This window comes from Tatumella sp. JGM94, assembly GCF_018257595.1.
In the GTDB taxonomy this organism is placed as follows: Bacteria; Pseudomonadota; Gammaproteobacteria; order Enterobacterales; family Enterobacteriaceae; genus Tatumella; species Tatumella punctata.
Map to the genome: position 1 here is coordinate 72,475 of NZ_JAERJN010000016.1, position 21,055 is coordinate 93,529.

The window sequence follows — 21,055 nt, forward strand, 5'->3', positions numbered from 1 at the left end:
TAACATGAAATATCATTCAGGCCAGAGTATGAACTGAAAAACCCTTCACAGAATGACAAATTGACTAATAATAAATGACAGTACTCTGGCGGGATGATCTTCCCTCAGACGGGCAGTATCTCTCTGCTGTCAATGGAATATTTTGTAAATACTAATGATAACTACTATCAATAAAGCTGTGGTTTGGTATCATCGCGGGATTGCAAGATATTACTCGTTAAGATGGGGTGGCGTACGTGGTAACTAATGATTTTATGCAAACGGATCTGTCCGTTTTAGGCATGTACCAGCATGCTGATATCGTAGTAAAAATTGTCATGATTGGCTTATTGCTGGCTTCCGTGGTTACCTGGGCCATTTTTTTCGGCAAGTTTACTGAACTCAGCTCAGCAAGACGCCGGCTTAAAGCAGAGCAAAAAGCCCTGAAAGACGTCAGCACCTTACAGCAGGCAGTAACTGTATCTGAAAAATTTACTGCCAGCAGCCATTGTCGCCACCTGATTGCCGAAGCGCTGGATGAACGCCAACTCTCGGCGGGTGCAGAAGACAGAGACGGCATTAAAGATCGGACCGGTTTTCGTCTGGAACGAAAAGTTGCAGCCATCGGACGTTATGCCTCACGGGGTAACGGTTTTCTGGCAACGATTGGTTCTGTCGCCCCGTTTATCGGTCTGTTCGGTACCGTCTGGGGCATTATGAACAGTTTTATCGGTATTGCGAAAACACAAACGACTAACCTGGCGGTGGTTGCACCGGGGATTGCTGAAGCCCTGCTGGCAACAGCCATCGGGCTGGTTGCTGCGATCCCTGCGGTTGTGATTTATAACGTATTCGCACGGATGATTGCCGGCTATAAAGCATCATTAGGTGATACAGCTGCTCAGGTACTGCTGCTGCAAAGCCGTGATCTGGATCTGGCCAGGCAAAATGGTTCACAGGATCTGCCGCACACATCTGCCCATAAACTGCGGGTGAGTTAATTGTTATGGCTATGCGTCTGAACGATGATTTAGAAAGCGATGGTGAAATGAGTGAAATTAACGTGACGCCATTTATTGACGTTATGTTAGTACTGCTGATCATTTTTATGGTGGCCGCGCCTTTGGCGACCGTCGATGTAAAAGTGAACCTGCCGGCATCAACCAGTGCACCGCAGCCTCGTCCCGATAAACCGGTTTACCTGAGCATTAAAGCTGACAAACAGTTATACGTTGGTAATGATGAGGTGACTAAAGAGCAACTGATTTCGGCTATTGACGGACTGACAGGCAGTAATAAAGAAACCACTATCTTTTTCCAGGCCGATAAAGATGTGGATTATGCCACTCTGATGAGTGTCATGGATGAACTGCGCGCTGCCGGGTACCTGAAAATCGGCCTGATGGGGCTGGAGAGTACCACACACTGATCACTGATATATTCAGCGCACATAAGGGTGTATCCATCAGGATATGCCCTTTTTTTTGCACTTTCAGCAGAAGACTTTACTGCCGCAGCACACTTTTTGTTTTTATTTTGTTACTTATTTGTATTCTTATGTAAAGTATAAAGATGACTGCTATCACATCTTTCCTCTGATATTCGGGGTAAACCGGTGTGACCGATTAAAATAATAAAGGCAGGCAACAGCAATGAATCTATCTGTAACCCCTTCTCCGGCAGTAAAAAAACACGCGGCTAAAACTATTTTCCGGGTAACCAGCGGTAACTTCCTGGAAATGTATGACTTTATGGTATTTGGCTATTACGCGACGGCTATCGCCAAAACCTTTTTCCCCGGTTCTGACCCTTATTCTTCGCTGATGCTGACACTGATGACCTTCGGCGCCGGTTTCTTAATGCGCCCGCTGGGCGCGATTATTCTCGGGGCTTACATTGATCATCACGGGCGTCGTAAAGGGCTGTTACTGACGCTGATATTGATGGCTATGGGCACACTGACTATCGCTCTGACGCCCGGATACCAGACCCTGGGGGCCGCGGCTCCCCTGATTATTCTGGCCGGGCGTTTATTGCAGGGCTTTTCCGCCGGGGTGGAACTGGGCGGTGTTTCGGTCTATTTATCAGAAATTGCACCGCCAGGCCGTAAGGGATTTTATGTCAGCTGGCAATCGGCGAGTCAGCAGTTATCAGTGATTTTTGCAGCATTACTGGGACTGATGCTCAATCAATGGCTGGATAAGGGACAGGTGACGGACTGGGGGTGGCGTATACCGTTTGTGGTCGGATGCCTGATTGTGCCCTTCCTTTTTTATATTCGCCGTATGCTTGAAGAAACGGAGAGTTTTAAACAGCGTAAACATCGTCCGGGGATGATCGATATTATGCGTTCGGTGGCCAGTAACTGGGCCCTGGTTGTGGCGGGTATGCTGATGGTTGTCACCACTACCGTGATGTTTTATATGATCACCGCATTTACCCCGACCTTTGGTAAAACCGCCTTGATGATGACGGACCCTCAGAGTTTTGTGGTTACCTTGCTGATCGGTATTTCTAATCTGTTCTGGTTACCGGTCATGGGAACGGTATCGGATCGTGTCGGACGTCGTCCGTTACTGATTATCTTTACACTACTGACGATGCTAACTGCCTGGCCGGTACTGAAATGGATGGTTGCAGCCCCTTCATTCTGCCATTTACTGACAGCTGAGCTGTGGCTGTCATTTTTATATGCCAGCTATAACGGGTCGATGGTGGTGTACCTGGCTGAGGTTATGCCTGCAGAGGTCCGTGCCGCCGGTTTTTCTCTGGCATACAGCCTGGCAACGGCGTTATTCGGTGGCTTTACCCCGGCGGTCTCCAGTTATCTTATTCATATCAGCGGGGATAAATCGATGCCGGGTGCCTGGCTGACGTTTGCCGGGTGTTGCGGATTAGCCGGCACCTTATGTATTGGTTATCTGCTCCGTCGTTATCAGCAGAAAAAAAATACCGGAGTACTGCGCCATCTGTAGAGCCGGGCCATTCATGGATGAGTGGCTATTTCTCACTGATACAGGGTTGCAGGCGTTACGGCGGCCGGTCAGCTGCCTGTTCTTATCCTGATGGATATTTATCATATAAGATTGATTAAAGTTTGTTAGGGCAGGATTATCTGTCGTAATATATGTGCCGACAGAAATTTATCTGGCAGTTTTCAATGTGCAACATTCGTTATCGCACGCCATAAGTGTATTTCCACCATCACAATATTACCTGACAGTGCCTGAGCAGGTTAATCAATAAATTACGCTACTTATATCCGCGTGATGGCCGGTATGCCGTAAATGAAAATGACAGCATCTTTTTGTCCCTGTTATTTTCACCTTCACTTATTCATCCAAGGCAACGGGAGTCACTATGCTGGATGTATCCTGGAATAAATGGCTGCTGTTAACTTCTCTGATTATTGCCCTGATCTCTTCGTTTACTGCCCTGGATGCGGCGGGGCGAGTGACCAGTTCCCGCGGATGGAAACCTAAATTATGGCTGGCGGTAGCCGGTATTGCGATGGGGGTTGGTGTCTGGTCAATGCACTTTACCGGGGTGCTGGCGATGATTTTTCCCATGTCTATGCACTACAGACCCGGCTACATCGTGGTGTCACTCTTTATTGTGATTGCCGCTTCTATTGCCGGACTATCCCGGGTTATTGGTCGCCGTCAGCCGGGATGGCTGGATATCATCCGCGGGGCTGTCTGGCTGGGGAGCGGTATCGCGGGAATGCATTATATCGGCATGTATAGCCTGCTAGTACAACCGGGAATTGAATGGCATTACGGGCTGGTCATGGTATCGGTGCTGGTGGCCTATATTGCGTCTGGTGTGGCACTGTGGCTGGCATTTCGCCTGCAAAATATCGAAAATGGCCTGTTGATCCGCCGGTTGCAGGCTGCACTGGTCATGGGTACGGCAATTACCGTGGTGCACTGTATTGGCATGCAGGCGGCCAGTTTCCCGCAGGGAAGCTACGTTACTGGCGGGGGGATTAAGCAGACCGCTCTGGCCGTGTGGGTATTCCTGTCTGCACTCATTGTGCCGGGAAGCAGTTTGTTGCTCTGCATGATTGACTCGCAAATCAAAACTACCCGGCTGGCGAGAAAACTGTGTGTTGCTAACCAGGAGTTGCAGAAACTGGCGATGCATGATCCCCTGACCTTATTACCTAACCGGGCTTTTCTTGAAGAGCAACTGGAGCTGTGTATTGCGAAAACCTCTGCCGGAGGGGCGGAATTTTCACTGATGTTCCTTGATCTGGATGGTTTTAAAATGGTGAATGATGCTTACGGGCATCATACGGGGGACCGCTTGTTAAAGGCGGTCGCCGGACGCCTGAAAAATATTATCGGGCCAGAGCATGTACTGGCGCGGGTGGGGGGAGATGAGTTTATTTTACTGGCCCCGGCAACGACGACCCGTGATGACGGGAATATTGCTGCCCTGATGGTCAGGGCAATCGGCCAGCCGTTTCTGATATGTGAATATGAACTGATGGTTTCTCTCAGTATTGGTATTGCCCGGTATCCGCAACATGGAACACAAGGCCGGGAGATGATCTTTAACGCAGATGTTGCGATGTACCATACCAAAAATAATGGCCGTAATGGCTACAGTATCTACCGGGCAAATATGACGCCGCCCGGCAAAACCCGTCTGGAACTGAAAAACGAGCTATGGCGGGCGCTGCATCATAATGAGCTGCGCCTGTTCTACCAGCCAAAAAACGATGCCCGTCATGGTCATACTGTCGGTTATGAAGCGCTGATACGCTGGCAGCATCCGGCCCGCGGGTTACTTCCTCCGGAGAAATTTCTGCCGGTCGCCGAAACCAGCGGGCTGATTATCCCGCTGGGAGAGTGGGTGATCAATGAAGCCTGTCGCCAGCTCGGGTGCTGGCATGCTCAGGGGAAAACGGCACTCTCTGTGTCGGTGAATCTCTCAGCTTTACAATTTGAACAGCAAACGCTGCTGTCGGTGGTGCTGAATGCGCTGGCAGTCAATAATATTCCTGCGGATAAACTGCTCCTGGAAATTAGTGAGACCACAGCGATGCGCTCGCCCGCAGAAACTATTCGTATCCTGGCAGCACTGAAAGAGCACGGGATTAAGGTGTCGATTGATGACTTTGGTAGCGGCTACTCAAGTCTGTTATACCTGCAAAGTATGCCGGCCAGTGAACTTAAAATTGACCGCACTTTTGTCCGGGAAATGAATAAGCCTGCGGCTGATACCCGGTTACTGGCGATGATGATTGAATTAGCCAAAAGTATGAACCTGAATATTGTGGCAGAAGGTGTGGAAACCGAACAGCAGCAGCAGTTAACCCGGCTGGGATGTGATACTCTGCAGGGGTTCTATTTCAGTCGTCCTGTTCCATCTGAACAGCTGACATTCGCTGATATTCCGCTGCATTGTAATGCATCAGCGATGTCGCCAGCCTGCCCGGAAACGGGTTCACAAAAAGTCAGTGCCTGACCTGTTTTCTCTGGCGGCAGACCTGTTATACAGGTACACGTCAGACCGATTATCCCCGGGGTAATGTGAGTAAATTTCAGCAAATTGCACAGCAATTACAGCAGCAAATTAATGCAGGGATCTGGCAGTCGGGTGATAAACTGCCGTCATTAAGGCATCAGGCGGAACAGCAACAAGTCAGCCTGATGACAGTGATGAATGCTTATGCGTTGCTGGAAAGTCAGGGCTGGATTATCTCCCGTCCGCAGTCCGGTTACTATGTGGCTCCGCAGGTGTCTGACGGGGCAGCGGCGGTGGTCCAGAGTGAACAGACTGAGACAAACCGTTTTGTGTTTGATGTATTACAGGCCAGCAGGGATCCGCAGGTCGTTCCTTTTGGTTCCGCTTTTCCTGACCCTGACCTGTTCCCCTTACAGCAACTGATGCGTTCACTGACCAGTGTCTCCCGGCGTTTATCGGCAGGGGATGCCGTCGATAATCTGCCTCCGGGTAATGTCGATTTGCGGAAAGTACTGGCGAGACGTTATACCCGCCAGGGCATTATTGTCTCCCCTGATGATATTGTGATCACTAATGGCGCGATGGATGCGCTGAATCTCAGCCTGCAGGCGGTGACCGAACCCGGTGACTGGGTGATTATTGAAAGCCCGGCTTTTTATGGTGCATTACAGGCAATAGAGAGACTCAGACTAAAGGCGCTGGCAATTCCGGCGCTGCCCGGTGAAGGTATTGATTTACAAAAACTTCAGCAGGCATTAAAACGCTGGCCGATAAAAGCCTGCTGGCTGATGACAAACTGTCAGAATCCGCTGGGGTACACTCTGACTGCAGAGCGCAAACAGCAACTGGTCAGGTTACTGGAACAAAACCAGGTAGCCCTGATTGAAGATGATGTGTACACCAATTTATGGCAGGGAGAGCAGGCTCCTCTGCCGGCACTGGCGTGGGATCGGCAGGGGACGGTACTGCATTGTGGATCTTTTTCCAAAGATCTGGCCGCCGGATTCCGTATCGGCTGGGTAGTCAGTCGTGGTCATGGGATCCGCATTCAGCAGTTACAGCTGATGAGCACTTTATCTGTCAGTACACCGATACAGCTGGCATTAGCCGATTTTCTGCAAAGCCAGCATTATGATCTTCACCTCAAACGCTTACGCCGGCAGCTTGCTCAGCGTAAAAAGCTGGCCGTTGAGGCTTTGAAACGGGCTTTACCGGCACAGGCGAAGATATATGCTGATAATGGCGGTTATTTTTTATGGGTAGAATTACCGCCGGCAACCGACTGTACTCTGCTGTATCACCAGGCGATGGCTGAACATATCAGTATTGCGCCGGGGGAACTGTTTTCCGCCACACAGCAATATCGTCATTGCTTTCGCTTTAATGCAGCCTGGCCCTGGGATAACCGGGCTGAACTGGCAGTGGAGGTGCTGGGGCGTTTGATTGCGCGGCTATGTCAGTGAGTGTTTCAGATCGTTGCCGCACGGCGCTGACCCCAGGTCAGATGATAAATATCGTAAAAATCGACTTCGCCTTTTTTCTCCTGTAACCGGGCAATGCCTTGTTTTATCCGCTGAGGAATATCCGGATCGTTGCTGATTGCCCTGAGACATTGTTCGGAAACAGCGCGGACATAGTACCATTCGCCGTTATAGCACACTCGCAGGTCAAGGGTATCAATATCTTCAAACCGGTATTTCGGATTAATGTCCATCAGCATCAGCAGGCTCATACCCAGTACGAATGCGGTAGCAAACCAGAACGCCGGCCAGCCCAGCATCTCTGTCGAAAAGATCAGCGCAGTGCACAAGGCATAACAGAGGTACATCACTAACCACAGCCACGGATGTTTACGCAAAAAAGTAAAGCTGAAACGTGGCCGGTTGTCCCGTTGTTCGGTCCGGTTAAGACGGTCGATTTCCTGCTGCAGTATCTGTTTAATCTTGTCCATACGCCCTCCGCGAGTTTGCTGTCACTTAATCACATAACTGACCAGTCAGAAAGAAACAGATGCCCCAGGGTAAACTATAACAGTTAACATTAGCTGATGTTAGTTAACCAATAACGAGGTGAGACGTAGCGGGGCTGACACAAAGGAGAATAAATTATCATGCAGTAAAGGCCGGAGATCAGCACACAGCTTCCGGTGATTATTCGCGCTGTGAAGCGGAACAGAAAGGCAGAGGAACAGCCCCTGCCTTATGGATAATCAGGCGTTTTTATTATGGATTTCGTTGTTCATATGACCTAAGTCTTTATCCAGCAGGAAGGCGCCGTTAGAGCTGTTTTCCAGCATGCCCAGTTTATCCAGTACCGTTTTGAAGATTTTTTCTTCTTCATGCTGCTCGGCAACATACCATTGCAGGAAATGGAAAGTAGAGTAGTCATGAGTGGTCATAGCGGCATGGGCCAGCTCATTAATTTTACTGGTAATTAATTGTTCATGCTGGTAAGTCTGTGAAAAAACATCGGCCAGTGATTCAAAAGTGACCGGCGGTGCTTCAATATTACCCAGAACCGGCAATGCGCCGGTATCGCTCAGGTAGTCGAACAGACGCTGCATATGATCCATTTCTTCACGGGAATGAGTTTTGAGGAATGAGGCAGCACCCTCAAATCCTTTGTCTGCACACCATGCGCTCATTTGCAGGTATAAGTTTGCTGAGTAGAACTCAAGATTCAGTTGGTCGTTCAGGCGGGCAATCATATCAGGCGTTAACATAGCAGAGACCTTTTAAACAGAGAGTAAGATTTGTAAGATTATAGTGAACAATTATGCATCACTTTTTGGGTTTTGTGAAGCTGTGGTCTGTTATTTTTTCCTTATTAATCATTAAGTTAATAATGTGAATTATTTAGTATCTGTAATGCTACTGTTTCTCATTGCTATCTGTTTTCAGCGGAAGAATGTCCCGGGTGGGTCTTTTTTCCCCGGACAGGGTAACAAATCACTGTACCCGATGATGACGGGGGATCATTCAGCCACTTTCGGCCAGGAAACTCTGCGGGCCGACATACCGTAAACGTCCGGTTTCATGTAACATGTGCTGGCAGAGTCTTGCGGTTAGCAGAAATGTTTATTGCAGCCTCTTTGCAGCGAGTACGGGATTATTGACGGATGCAGTCGCTTGCCGGTCAGTTATCTTCGTAAGAAAAGCCGGTGAAACTCTTCCCGGTCAGCGTGATTTTTCCGGAAATGCAGTACTGCGATGCCTTTCCGCCAACAGTGAAGAACCTGTTCATGGCTACAGCACCCTTTTTAGACGAAGTGGCTCGTCGCCGCACATTTGCGATTATTTCGCATCCGGATGCGGGTAAAACCACAATTACAGAAAAAGTTTTATTGTTCGGACAGGCGATCCAGACCGCCGGGACGGTAAAAGGCCGCGGCTCCAGTCAGCATGCAAAATCAGACTGGATGGAAATGGAAAAACAGCGTGGGATCTCGATCACCACGTCAGTGATGCAATTCCCTTACCGCGATAAACTGGTTAATCTGCTTGATACCCCGGGACATGAGGACTTCTCTGAAGATACTTATCGTACCCTGACGGCTGTCGACTGCTGTCTGATGGTGATTGATGCGGCCAAAGGGGTCGAAGATCGTACCCGTAAGCTGATGGAAGTCACACGGCTGCGTGATACGCCGATTCTGACGTTCATGAATAAACTCGACCGTGATATTCGTGACCCTATGGAGGTGATGGATGAAGTTGAGAATGAGCTGAAGATTGCCTGTGCGCCGGTGACCTGGCCTATCGGCTGCGGTAAGCTATTCAAAGGGGTTTATCATCTGTACAAAGATGAAACTTACCTTTATCAGAGTGGCCAGGGTCATACCATCCAGCAGGAACGTATTATCAAAGGGCTGGATAACCCGTTGCTGGATGAAGCGATCGGTGACGAGCTGGCTGCCCAGCTACGTGAAGAGCTGGAGCTGGTGAAAGGGGCCTCCCACGAATTTGAAGAACAGGCTTTTCTCGACGGACAGCTGACCCCGGTATTTTTCGGCACGGCACTGGGCAACTTTGGTGTTAATCATATGCTGGATGGTCTGGTCAGCTGGGCACCGCAGCCAATGCCCCGTCAAACGGATACCCGCGAAGTAGCGGCGAGTGATCAGAAGTTCAGTGGCTTTGTATTTAAAATTCAGGCCAATATGGATCCCAAACACCGCGACCGGGTGGCCTTCCTGCGTGTAGTATCAGGCAGATATGAGAAAGGCATGAAGATGTATCAGGTGCGTACCGGGAAAGATGTGGTGATCTCTGATGCTCTGACCTTTATGGCAGGTGACCGTGCTCACGTTGAAGAAGCCTGGCCCGGCGATATTATCGGTTTGCACAATCACGGCACGATTCAGATCGGCGACTCATTTACTCAGGGTGAGAAAATGAAGTTTACCGGTATCCCTAACTTTGCGCCGGAGCTGTTCCGTCGTATTCGTCTGCGTGATCCGTTAAAACAAAAACAGTTACTGAAAGGGCTGGTTCAGTTATCTGAAGAAGGTGCTGTACAGGTCTTCCGTCCGATAGCGAACAATGATCTGATCGTCGGCGCAGTCGGTGTACTGCAGTTTGATGTGGTAGTGGCGCGCCTGAAAAGTGAATATAACGTTGAAGCGATTTATGAATCGGTTAACGTTTCTACTGCCCGCTGGGTGGAATGCAGTGATGTGAAAAAATTCGATGAGTTTCAGCGCAAAAACGAGATTAACCTTGCGCTGGATGGCGGCGACAACCTTACCTATATCGCCCCGACCATGGTTAACCTGAATATCACCAGTGAACGTTATCCTGAAGTCACTTTCCGCAAAACCCGCGAACATTAACCGGGAATCTCTGCCGGAGCCCCGTTAGCCGGGGCCCGGCGGTATTATACAATTGTCTGTCAGCTGACGGTCAGCTGATATCTCTGCCGGGAGGCGGTGTTTATCACCGCTGATGTTATCTCTGCGGATGCGTGCATTGTCTGTATTCTCTTTCTGCGTTGCCAGACCGGAAAACTATTCCCGGATTGTGCTGCTTCTGCCTGACCACTAAAAGTGTTTATTCTGTCCTGGTCTGGTGATGGATCTGTACTGATATTACCGAAGCTGTAAAGGCCGGATGTCACTTAAGTCAAATCCTAAAAATCAGTACACCCGTAAAACTCAGCTACTATTAATATTATGTGGTTGCGGCGCCAAAGGGGGTCCGTCACAGCCTGTCATGGACAGGTCATCGGGCGTACCGGATGCAGCGACCACTCAGGAAAAATATATGAAAAACAACAGTTATATTTACCGGCTGTTATTGATTTCACTGCTATGCAGTCCCGGTGTTTATGCGGCAGACTCCCCCGGACATTCCCGGACGTCGACGGAACAACAGCAGGGGGGAGCGATTAACCGCGTAGACAAGTTTATGGATGACAGCACCATCACCGCGAAAGTCAAAACGGCGCTGGTGGATGACAAGCAGATTAACAGTACCAATCTGTCGGTTTCAACTAACCGGGGTGTGGTATCCATCGATGGTTTTGTCGCTTCACACCGGCAAATGGCGCGGGTAAAACAGCTGGCAGAATCGGTTAAAGGGGTCCGGAAGACAGAGCTTAATCTGCATCTTAAGCCGAACCAGCAGACTGACCTGAAGAGTTATGCCAGTGATACCGCGACCACCAGTGAAATTGTTGCCCGGTTGCTGGCTGATAAGCGAGTGTCTGCGCGCCATATTTCCGTGACAACAACCCACGGAGCAGTATTGCTGACGGGGAATGTCAGTGACCGGCAGCAAAAAATGCTGGCGGCGGAGATAGCCCGTAAGGTTTCCGGTGTCAGTGCAGTAAAAAACGAATTGTCTGTCAGCCACTGATTCTGTGATGGCTGCAGAGAAACCGCGATATTAACAACAATATTTTCACCGCAGGACCGGTTCTGAACACGCTTCAGAACGATTTATAAGATGAATCTATTAATGACAGTAAGGAGATGACTATGTTTCGTTGGGGAATTATCTTTCTGGTTATCGCATTGATCGCTGCAGCACTGGGTTTTGGCGGACTGGCCGGAACCGCAGCATGGGCCGCAAAAGTGGTATTTATCGTCGGTATTATCCTGTTTCTTATCAGTCTGTTCACTGGGCGTAAGAAACTCTGAGTCAGCGTTGCATCTGTTGTCATCAACCGATGATAGCAGCCGGCAAGGATGCCGGCAGTACGGTTATCCTGCCAGCTGTAAATCACCTGCCATTGTTATTATTGTGCCCTGAGGAGACGTCGTTGAAGTTTATCGACACCCATTGTCATTATGATTTTCCGCCTTTTGAGCACCATGAAGCGGCAGAACTGAAGCGTGCCAGCCAGGCCGGAGTCGAAAAAATTATTGTCCCGGCCGTCAGCAGTGCACGTTTTTCTGCTGTGATGGCGCTTGCCGGTCGTTATCAGCCGCTGTACGCCGCTCTGGGACTGCATCCTGTGTGGACGGAGCAACATTGTGATGATGATATTGACCAGTTACAGCAGTGGCTGCAACAACAGCCGGCGAAACTGGTCGCACTCGGTGAAACCGGACTGGATTACTTTACCCCGCAGCTGGCGGCATACAGCGGACAACAAATCTCGCGTCTGAAAGCACAACTGAGTCTGGCAAAACGCTATGATCTGCCGGTGATCCTCCATTCACGGCGGACACATGATCTGCTGGCGGGGTTACTCAGGCAGGCAAAGCTGCCGGCGAGCGGCGTAATCCACGGGTTCTCCGGCAGCCTGTCTCAGGCGATGGCTTTTGTTAAACTCGGTTACCGGATTGGTGTTGGCGGGACTATTACTTATCCGCGGGCGGCGAAGACACGCAACACGATTGCCGCTTTACCCCTGCACGCTCTGGTGCTGGAAACCGATGCACCGGATATGCCATTACACGGATTTCAGGGGCAACCTAACCGGCCGGAACAGATCGCTGCCGTCTGGCGGGTTCTGACTGAGCTGCGTTCTGAACCTGCTGAACAGATTGCGCAAACGCTGTGGAATAACAGCCTGCGTTTGTTTCCGCGGCTGGCGGCATCCTGACAGCGGCGAAAGATACCCGCTATACTTTATGTTATTACTTTAACAATAAATCTCTGCCCATTGTGCTTCAGTCCCCCGGTACTCACTGCATATTGTGCGTTATCGTCGCATGTTAACCGCAGAGGCAGTGATTTCTTGATCCGCACCGCAATTATTGCTGATACGCTTTGTTAGAATATGAACATTAAGCAGCGAGTAATTGTGAAAATATTACCAATTACCGGTAACTTCCAGAGGAATTCTCCATGACTGATATGACCAGCATCGCACGTAAGGCGATAGGGCTGATGGATCTCACCACCCTGAATGATGATGATACGGATGAAAAAGTCACGGCCCTGTGCCGGCAGGCTAATTCACCGGCAGGGCAGACCGCCGCCGTGTGTATCTACCCGCGTTTTATCCCCCTGGCCCGCAAAGTCTTACGTGAACAGGGGACGCCTCTGGTGCGTATCGCGACTGTGACCAATTTTCCTCATGGCAACGATGATATCGCTATTGCGGTAGCAGAAACCCGCGCGGCGATTGCGTACGGGGCCGATGAAGTGGATGTGGTGTTTCCATGGCGGACACTGAAAGCCGGAGACACCCAATGCGGATTTGAGCTAGTCAGCGCCTGCAAACAGCTGTGTACAGAAGCCAGTGTACTGCTGAAAGTCATTATCGAGAGTGGTGAGTTACAGCAACCGGCGTTGATACGTCAGGCTTCAGAGATTGCGATTGATGCCGGTGCCGATTTTATTAAAACCTCGACCGGTAAAGTAGCCGTTAACGCGACTCTGGAAAGTGCAGCCATTATGCTGGAAGTGATCCGTGATAAAGGCGTTGCTGCCAGTGTCGGTTTTAAACCGGCAGGCGGAGTACGTACCACCGAAGATGCGGCAGCTTATCTGGCGCTGGCAGCAGATATTCTCGGTGATAACTGGGCCGATGCACGACATTTCCGTTTTGGTGCATCGGGATTACTGAACAGCCTGCTGAAGACCTGCGGTGCTGATGTTACGGACGTAGTATCAGGGTACTGACTGCCAGCGACAGGCCGAATATTGCCGGGAGACAATTATGTTACTGCCACAGGAAATTATCCGTAAGAAACGTGATGGTCATTGCCTGACTGATGAGGAAATTACCTGCTTTATCCGCGGGGTTACCGACCAGTCAGTTACTGAGGGACAGATAGCTGCGCTGGCGATGGCCGTCTGGTTCCGTGATATGAGTTTAGGGGAGCGGGTGGCTCTGACGATGGCAATGCGTGATTCCGGGACGGTACTCGACTGGCAGGATTTACAGTTAAACGGACCGGTGGTTGATAAGCACTCCACCGGGGGCGTCGGTGATGTGACATCACTGATGCTCGGGCCGATGGTTGCTGCCTGTGGTGGTTACGTTCCTATGATTTCCGGAAGAGGGCTCGGGCATACCGGCGGTACCCTGGATAAACTGGAGGCCATTCCCGGTATTGATATTTTTCCGGATGATCAGCGCTTCCGGCAGATCATCCGTGAAACCGGTGTTGCCATCATCGGGCAGACCCGTTCACTGGCCCCGGCGGATCAGCGTTTTTATGCGACCCGGGATATTACGGCCACCGTGGATTCAATACCGCTGATCACGGCTTCTGTTCTGGCGAAAAAGCTGGCAGAAGGGCTGGATGCGCTGGTCATGGATGTGAAAGTGGGCAGTGGTGCGTTTATGCCGGACTATGCTCAGTCAGCACTGCTGGCCAGTGCCATTGTCGGGGTGGCTAATGGTGCCGGATGCAAAACCACGGCGCTACTGACCGATATGAGTCAGGTACTGGCATCTTCGGCGGGTAATGCTACCGAAGTTCGTGAAGCAGTACGTTTCCTGCGCGGGGATTACCGCCATCCGCGTCTGCTGGAAGTGACTCTGGCATTGTGCAGTGAAATGCTGGTCAGCAGCGGTTTATCTGCCGATGAATCTCAGGCAAAACAGCGTTTAATGCAGGTACTGGATAATGGCCGTGCGGCAGAAGTTTTCGGCCAGATGGTGGCTCAACAATCTGGACCGACTGATTTTGTCGAACACTATGATCGTTATCTGCCGGCTGCGCCGGTGGTGCGTCCTCTTTACTCCCGGCGTACTGGCTATATCGGCGCGATGGACACGCGTGCGGCAGGGATGGCAATTGTCAGGATGGGCGGAGGGCGGCAGCGCAGCAGCGACAGCATTGATTACCGGGTCGGTTTTACCGGGATAAGTGTGCTGGGCCAGCAGACGGATACTCACACCCCGCTGGCGATAATACATGCTGCTGACGAAAACAGCTGGCAACAGGCTGCGATTGACCTGGAGGCTGCGATTACTGTGACAGAGCAGCCACCGAAAGAAATACCGTTAATCTATCGCAGAATCGGTTAATTAGTCGCATACTGATCTGATCAGTGTTTTTCACTCAATAGAATCTACAGGAGGCGAGCATGAAACGTGTATTTATTATGGTTCTGGACTCCTTCGGGATCGGCGCCAGCGCTGATGCGAATAAATTTGGTGATACGGGCTCAGATACGCTGGGTCATATTGCACAGGCCTGCAGTGAAGGGCGGGCGAACCAAGGACGGCAAGGGCCTTTACATTTGCCTAACCTGACTGCGCTGGGGCTGGCAAAAGCGGCGGAATTATCCACCGGTAAAATCCCTGCCGGAATGGATGCCAGTGCGCATATTATTGGTGCTTATGGTTGCGCCAGTGAACTCTCTTCCGGTAAAGATACCCCCTCAGGGCACTGGGAAATTGCCGGAGTCCCGGTGTTATTTGACTGGGGCTATTTTTCTGATGAAAAAAACAGTTTCCCGCAATCGCTGCTGGATACGCTGGTAGAAAAAGCCGGACTGCCCGGATACCTCGGTAACTGTCATTCTTCAGGTACAGTGATCCTCGACCAGCTGGGCGAAGAGCATATGCGCAGCGGTAAACCTATCTTTTATACCTCTGCTGATTCGGTTTTCCAGATTGCCTGCCATGAAGAAACCTTTGGCCTTGAACGTTTATACGAGCTCTGTGAAATCGCACGTAAAGAGCTTACCGAAGGGGGGTATAACATTGGTCGAGTGATTGCCCGTCCGTTCACCGGGCAGAAAGCCGGCGAATTTGTCCGTACCGGTAACCGGCACGATCTGGCGGTTGAACCCCCTTCAGCCACCATCCTGCAGAAGCTGGTAGAAGAAAAGAATGGTCAGGTGATTTCGGTCGGTAAAATTGCGGATATTTATGCCCAGCAGGGGATCACCAAAAAAGTGAAAGCAACCGGGCTGGATGCACTGTTTGACGCCACGCTGATCGAAATGCAGCAGGCCCCGGATAATGCGATCGTCTTTACTAACTTTGTGGATTTTGATTCCAGCTGGGGTCATCGCCGTGATGTGGCAGGATATGCCGCCGGTCTGGAATTATTTGACCGTCGTTTACCGGAACTGATGGCACAGGTAAAACAGGGCGATATGCTGATTCTGACCGCCGATCACGGCTGTGATCCGACCTGGCATGGTACCGATCATACCCGCGAACATATTCCTGTCCTGATTTATGGTCCGCAGGTAACCCCTGGTCCGCTGGGTCAGCGTGATACCTTTGCTGATATTGGCCAGACCATTGCATCATATTTCGGGCTTTCTGCTATGGATTACGGGCGTAACATGCTGTAAAAAGCATGCCTGATTTTTCACTGTCTGCCACTGCGGCAGACAATGACATGTTTGAGAGGAAAAATAACATGGCAACACCTCATATTAATGCTGAACCCGGTGATTTCGCAGATGTCGTTTTAATGCCCGGTGACCCGTTACGTGCTAAATATATCGCGGAAAACTTTTTGCAGGATGCCCGTGAAGTGAACAATGTGCGCGGTATGCTCGGTTATACCGGTACCTATAAGGGCCGTAAAATTTCGGTCATGGGTCACGGTATGGGGATCCCTTCCTGCTCCATTTACGCGAAAGAACTGATCACCGATTTTGGTGTAAAAACCATTATTCGTGTCGGGTCATGTGGGGCGGTGCGCTCTGATGTCAAATTGCGTGATGTGGTTATCGGGATGGGTGCCTGTACCGATTCAAAAGTAAACCGTATGCGTTTTAAAGATCACGATTTCGCAGCAATTGCAGACTTTGAGCTGGTACGTAATGCGGTTGATGCGGCTAAAAATCTGGGGATTGATGCCCGCGTCGGTAATATTTTCTCCGCCGACCTGTTCTACAGCCCGGATCCGCAGATGTTTGATGTTATGGAAAAATATGGCATCCTCGGTGTGGAAATGGAAGCTGCCGGTATTTATGGTGTTGCGGCAGAGTTCGGCGCGAAAGCACTGGCTATCTGCACTGTGTCTGACCATATCCGCTCCGGTGAACAAACAACGGCCGAAGAACGTCAGACTACGTTTAATGATATGATCAATATTGCACTGGAATCTGTTCTGGCCGGTGATCGGGCATAATAGCTGCCCCTGATAACGCGGAAAAGTCACGGCTGTTTTTTCGCGTTGCTTATCTTCTGTTACACTTTTCAACAAATGACACACTTTAGTCTCTTCCGGATCAACTTGGTACTGGCACTGTCTGTCTATCTCTCTATGATAGGCGTCAGTTAACGATCCTCCTCTCTGCAAACTATGTTATGTAATGAATCTGCGTAATTTCGAAATTGAAGAAAAACTGTTTATACGTCGCGCAATAACGGCTTTTGGTTTGGTGGCAGTGTGCTTTGGCATTCTGACGTATAACCTTTATCGTTTGCAGATCAAAGAACACGGTTATTATCAGACCCGGTCCAATGATAATGACATTAAAATGATCCCCATCGCGCCCACCCGCGGGATTATCTATGATCGTAACGGCACGCCACTGGTGAAAAATATTACCCAGTATGACCTGACGATCATCCCTTATAAAATCACTAATCTGAAAGCGACAATCGCCGCCCTGACGCCATTGATCGGTCTGACGCCGGATGAGCAAACGGATTTCTGGCATCGTCTGAAACTCACCAGCCGTTATAAGCCTATCATTGTTAAAGATGAACTGACGGAAGAACAGATCGCCCGTTTCTCTGTGGATGAGTATCGTTTTCCGGGAGTCAGTATTGACTCCTATCAGGACCGCCAATATCCCTACGGAGCCGCTCTGGCCCATGTGGTCGGTTATGTGTCTAAGATTAACGACAGTGATTTTAAGCGGCTGAATGCTGAAGGTATTTCTGAGAACTATGCGGCCGACCACAATATCGGTAAGCAGGGGATTGAAAGTTATTATGAGTCTGTTTTACACGGGCAAACGGGTTATCAGGAAGTAGAAGTCGATAACCACGGCCGTATTGTACGAGTATTAAGTGAGCAACCGCCAGTGGCGGGTAAAAATGTCTGGCTGACGCTGGATCTGCCATTACAACAATATATTGAAAGCCTGCTGGTGGGACAGCGTGCGGCGGTGCTGGTTGAAGACCCCCATGACGGAGCCGTACTGGCAATGGTTTCAGCCCCCAGCTATGACCCTAACCCGTTTGTTAAAGGGATCAGTTATAAAGCGTATGAGACATTACTGCAGAACAAAGATTTACCCCTGATTAACCGTGTTACCCAGGGGCTTTACCCGCCGGCGTCGACAGTGAAACCTTATATGGCGATGTCAGCGCTGCTTAACGGAGTCATTACGCCACAGACCACCTTCTTCGGCGCTCCGACCTGGACGTTGCCGGGCACTGATCGTCGCTATCGTGACTGGAAAAAAACCGGCCACGGTATGCTGAATGTGACCAAAGCTATTGAAGAGTCAGCGGATACCTTCTTTTACCAGGTCGCTTATATGATGGGTATCGACAGAATCCATCATATGCTTAGCCAGTTTGGCTATGGCAAGCTGACGGGTATTGATTTACATGAAGAATATAAAGGTCTGCTGCCCAGCCGCGAATGGAAGCAACAGGTGCATAAAAAAGCCTGGTATCAGGGCGATACAATCTCTGTCGGTATCGGTCAGGGCTACTGGATTGCGACGCCAATACAGATGGTAAAAGCGCTGGTGGCACTGCTTAATAACGGTAAGGTACTTACTCCGCATTTGTTACTTAAAGAACAGCAAGGGAACAGTGAGCAACTGTACCAGCCACCGGCACAGTCTCCTCAGATCGGCAGCCCGGATTCCCCTTACTGGTCGCTGGTGCGCCATGCGATGTTCGGGATGGCGAATGCCCCGAATGGTACCGGGTATCGTTATTTCCATACTGCGCCTTACGGTATTGCGGCGAAAAGCGGAACCTCTCAGGTCTTCAGCCTGAAACAAAACCAGGTGTACAACGCCAAAATGATTCCGGTACGTTTGCGTGACCATATCTTCTATACTGCTTTTGCTCCTTTTAAAGATCCTAAGGTAGCGGTAGCACTGATTCTGGAAAACGGCGGGGTTAACGGAGTAACAGCCGCGCCGCTGATGCGTCAGATTCTTGATCATATTCTGTTGCCTCAGACCGCGTCGCTGATACCGGGCGGAGATAAAGGAACGATACCGCAGGATATCCCGGATAACGGCGGCGTTGCAGCGGGAGCAGTGACCACCGATCAATAACAGGGCAGAGCAGTACGCTCAGGAAGGGGCGGCTGCTATATCAGTCAGATTGTTCAGTAATAAATCGAATGACGAAATTTTGCCGTAAAAACAATCAGTCAGCGTGATTTTCATGAAAACTGATTGACGCAGAACAGGGATTAGGGTTTAATGCGCCTCGTTGCCCGAATAGCTCAGTCGGTAGAGCAGGGGATTGAAAATCCCCGTGTCCTTGGTTCGATTCCGAGTTCGGGCACCATACATCAAAGCACGCTGGTCAGGGGGTGAGAATCCTGACGGGCGGTCAGTAAGAGTGGTGTTGCTGATGTTGTTCCTGACATGGAACACGCATCAAAAATGTCCCTCTCGATGAGGGAACCTGTTACAGCAGGTTCCCTTTTCTCGATCACTGTAAATAATTACAAGTCATCGGCTTAATGTCAACTCTCAAAGCCACTTACCTTCTTTTTATCCATATACAGGGATAGTTCCATTTCCAGCGTTCTACCTGTGTTCTGAATATCGATATCAATATACTCCATCGTCGTGGAAAGACTGCGGTGTCCCAGCAGCCCTTTTACCATCTGTATATTCCGGTCTGGAGCGGTCATAAGTAAGGTCGCCAGGGAGTGCCGGAAACGATGCGGGGACACGGTGAAACCACATTCGCTGGACAGGCGATTGAAAAACGACCTTAGCGGTTGTAACGAAGGCATCTTGGTCAGTAAATGTCTGTTGTAACGGGTCGATACAATGTAATGGTCTAATCAAACAGGACACTTTGTTAGAGATATAATGAGCAACGCTAACGAGGTGAAAATGCGAAGAAAAACGTTTACCCATGAGTTCAAACAGGAATGTGTCAATTTGGTTCTGCAGCATAAGTACCCGGTGACCCAGGCTGCTGAAACGATGAATATAGGCCTTTCAACATTACAACGCTGGTTGCGCCAATATCGCGGAGAAGTGAGGGGATATACTCCCATCGCCACCGCGATCACGCCTGAACAACGACGAATACAGGAACTTGAAAAGCAGGTACGTCAGTTGCAAAGCGACAATGACCTGTTAAAAAAGGCTTCAGCCTTCTTCGCCATGGAAATGAACAACGACAAAAAGTCGCGGTGAAGCTGAAGAAGGCCGGGGCAAATATCCAGCAAGTATGTCGATGCCTGTCGCTCACGCGCAGCGTATTTTACGCCCGGACCCGGCGGCCAGCCCTCAGAGCAAATGTTCTGATGCTTCATGCGGCGGCTAAGCATGTTCATGCTGAAATGGATGCGACATATGGCAGTCGGCGCATGTGTATTGAGCTGCGTGAACAGGGGTTTAACGTTGGCCGATACCGTGTCCGTCAGATAATGAAGACCCTGATGCTGGTTGCGAAGCGTCCCGGACGTCATCGCTATCCACGTGGTGGTAAACCGGCTGTAGTGGCGGCTAATCTGTTGAATCGACAGTTTAATCCAGAGACATTAAATACCTGGTGGTCAGGTGATATCACCTATCTTCGCACCGCTCAGGGCTGGTTATATCTGGCTATTGTCATGGACTTATGTTCAAGAAAAATAGTGAGTTGGGCCTTCTCGGACAAACCGGACAGCGCCCTGACTATCCGGGCATTACGACTGGCGGTTAATAAACGACGGCCAACAGGCCCAGTCGTATTCCATAGCGATCAAGGTGCTCAGTATACCAGCGTCCAGTTCCAGTTCTGCCAACAGGAACTTGGTGTGACGGGCAGTATGAGCCGCAAGGGTAACTGTCTGGATAATGCCGTTACGGAGAGGTTCTTCCGCAGCCTGAAAGCAGAGAGAGTTAACTACCGTCGCTATGAAACCCGAAGTCAGGGCATTGCGGACGTTATCAATTATATCGACAGCTTTTATAATCTGAAGCGTCGGCATTACCGGCTGGGCAATATATCGCCGAATGAATATGAACGCCGATTACAACAATGTGCCTAAATCCGTGTCCGGTTTAAGTTGACCATTACA

At 50.1% G+C, this 21,055-nt stretch carries 18 protein-coding genes, 1 tRNA gene and 1 pseudogene; 17 read left to right on the plus strand and 3 right to left on the minus strand.

What is annotated here, in order from left to right; all coding sequences use genetic code 11:
* The first annotated feature begins 254 nt into the window (after positions 1-254).
* From exbB to JK216_RS12525, 5 genes are all read left to right on the plus strand, one after another.
* Positions 255-980: a tol-pal system-associated acyl-CoA thioesterase gene (gene exbB, locus JK216_RS12505; protein WP_212708582.1), complete on the plus strand. Its 726-nt coding sequence runs from the start codon at positions 255-257 to the stop codon at positions 978-980.
* Positions 981-985: 5 nt separating this feature from the next.
* Positions 986-1,408, plus strand: coding sequence for a TonB system transport protein ExbD (gene exbD, locus JK216_RS12510; RefSeq protein ID WP_212708522.1), 423 nt, complete (start codon positions 986-988; stop codon positions 1,406-1,408).
* A 223-nt stretch (positions 1,409-1,631) separates the two neighbouring features.
* A complete protein-coding gene (locus JK216_RS12515; RefSeq protein ID WP_212711751.1) occupies positions 1,632-2,954 on the plus strand; it encodes an MFS transporter in 1,323 nt (440 codons plus the stop codon).
* Positions 2,955-3,339: 385 nt separating this feature from the next.
* Positions 3,340-5,454 (plus strand): bifunctional diguanylate cyclase/phosphodiesterase, encoded by a 2,115-nt coding sequence (locus JK216_RS12520; protein ID WP_212711752.1) that lies wholly within the window; start codon positions 3,340-3,342, stop codon positions 5,452-5,454.
* A 65-nt stretch (positions 5,455-5,519) separates the two neighbouring features.
* The gene (locus JK216_RS12525) at positions 5,520-6,917 is read left to right on the plus strand and encodes a PLP-dependent aminotransferase family protein (protein ID WP_212710340.1); all 1,398 of its coding nucleotides are present in this window, start codon (positions 5,520-5,522) and stop codon (positions 6,915-6,917) included.
* A gap of 5 nt (positions 6,918-6,922) precedes the next feature.
* Here the strand turns inward: JK216_RS12525 and JK216_RS12530 are convergent, their stop codons facing one another.
* Both JK216_RS12530 and ftnA read right to left on the minus strand, forming a co-directional pair.
* Positions 6,923-7,405 carry a YlaC family protein gene (locus JK216_RS12530; protein WP_212709441.1) on the minus strand — a complete coding sequence of 161 codons (483 nt, stop codon included), beginning with the start codon at positions 7,403-7,405 and terminating at the stop codon, positions 6,923-6,925.
* A 258-nt stretch (positions 7,406-7,663) separates the two neighbouring features.
* Complete coding sequence (ftnA, locus tag JK216_RS12535) at positions 7,664-8,176, minus strand: non-heme ferritin (protein WP_212709440.1); 513 nt, start codon at positions 8,174-8,176, stop codon at positions 7,664-7,666.
* Positions 8,177-8,695: 519 nt separating this feature from the next.
* On the opposite strand from ftnA, the gene prfC reads away from it, so the two are divergent.
* The 10 genes from prfC (at position 8,696) to JK216_RS12585 (ending at position 19,317) form a co-directional block, all read left to right on the plus strand.
* On the plus strand, positions 8,696-10,285 hold the full coding sequence (gene prfC, locus JK216_RS12540; protein ID WP_212709439.1) for a peptide chain release factor 3: 1,590 nt from the start codon (positions 8,696-8,698) through the stop codon (positions 10,283-10,285).
* Positions 10,286-10,715: 430 nt separating this feature from the next.
* Positions 10,716-11,309 (plus strand): molecular chaperone OsmY, encoded by a 594-nt coding sequence (gene osmY / locus JK216_RS12545; protein ID WP_212711753.1) that lies wholly within the window; start codon positions 10,716-10,718, stop codon positions 11,307-11,309.
* Between the two features lie 122 nt (positions 11,310-11,431).
* On the plus strand, positions 11,432-11,593 hold the full coding sequence (locus JK216_RS12550; RefSeq protein WP_212709437.1) for a DUF1328 domain-containing protein: 162 nt from the start codon (positions 11,432-11,434) through the stop codon (positions 11,591-11,593).
* A gap of 122 nt (positions 11,594-11,715) precedes the next feature.
* On the plus strand, positions 11,716-12,504 hold the full coding sequence (locus tag JK216_RS12555; RefSeq protein WP_249213119.1) for a TatD family hydrolase: 789 nt from the start codon (positions 11,716-11,718) through the stop codon (positions 12,502-12,504).
* Between the two features lie 245 nt (positions 12,505-12,749).
* Complete coding sequence (gene deoC / locus JK216_RS12560; protein WP_212711754.1) at positions 12,750-13,529, plus strand: deoxyribose-phosphate aldolase; 780 nt, start codon at positions 12,750-12,752, stop codon at positions 13,527-13,529.
* A 37-nt stretch (positions 13,530-13,566) separates the two neighbouring features.
* A complete protein-coding gene (gene deoA, locus JK216_RS12565) occupies positions 13,567-14,886 on the plus strand; it encodes a thymidine phosphorylase (protein WP_212711755.1) in 1,320 nt (439 codons plus the stop codon).
* 59 nt (positions 14,887-14,945) lie between these two features.
* Positions 14,946-16,169, plus strand: a complete 1,224-nt coding sequence (deoB, locus tag JK216_RS12570) for a phosphopentomutase (RefSeq protein ID WP_212709434.1) — start codon at positions 14,946-14,948, stop codon at positions 16,167-16,169.
* 68 nt (positions 16,170-16,237) lie between these two features.
* Positions 16,238-16,957 carry a purine-nucleoside phosphorylase gene (gene deoD, locus JK216_RS12575; protein WP_212709433.1) on the plus strand — a complete coding sequence of 240 codons (720 nt, stop codon included), beginning with the start codon at positions 16,238-16,240 and terminating at the stop codon, positions 16,955-16,957.
* Positions 16,958-17,141: 184 nt separating this feature from the next.
* Positions 17,142-19,079 carry a penicillin-binding protein 2 gene (gene mrdA / locus JK216_RS12580; RefSeq protein WP_212709432.1) on the plus strand — a complete coding sequence of 646 codons (1,938 nt, stop codon included), beginning with the start codon at positions 17,142-17,144 and terminating at the stop codon, positions 19,077-19,079.
* Between the two features lie 162 nt (positions 19,080-19,241).
* A tRNA-Phe gene (locus JK216_RS12585) sits at positions 19,242-19,317 on the plus strand.
* A 181-nt stretch (positions 19,318-19,498) separates the two neighbouring features.
* Here the strand turns inward: JK216_RS12585 and JK216_RS12590 are convergent.
* Positions 19,499-19,771 (minus strand): annotated as a pseudogene (locus JK216_RS12590) (site-specific integrase); the annotation flags it as partial.
* Between the two features lie 106 nt (positions 19,772-19,877).
* On the opposite strand from JK216_RS12590, the gene JK216_RS12595 reads away from it, so the two are divergent.
* Both JK216_RS12595 and JK216_RS12600 read left to right on the plus strand, forming a co-directional pair.
* Entirely contained in the window at positions 19,878-20,186 is a 309-nt protein-coding gene (locus tag JK216_RS12595; RefSeq protein WP_212711568.1) for a transposase, read from the plus strand.
* Positions 20,183-21,025: an IS3 family transposase gene (locus tag JK216_RS12600; protein WP_343877058.1), complete on the plus strand. Its 843-nt coding sequence runs from the start codon at positions 20,183-20,185 to the stop codon at positions 21,023-21,025. The genes JK216_RS12595 and JK216_RS12600 overlap by 4 nt, the downstream gene beginning before the upstream one ends.
* Positions 21,026-21,055 lie beyond the last annotated feature (30 nt).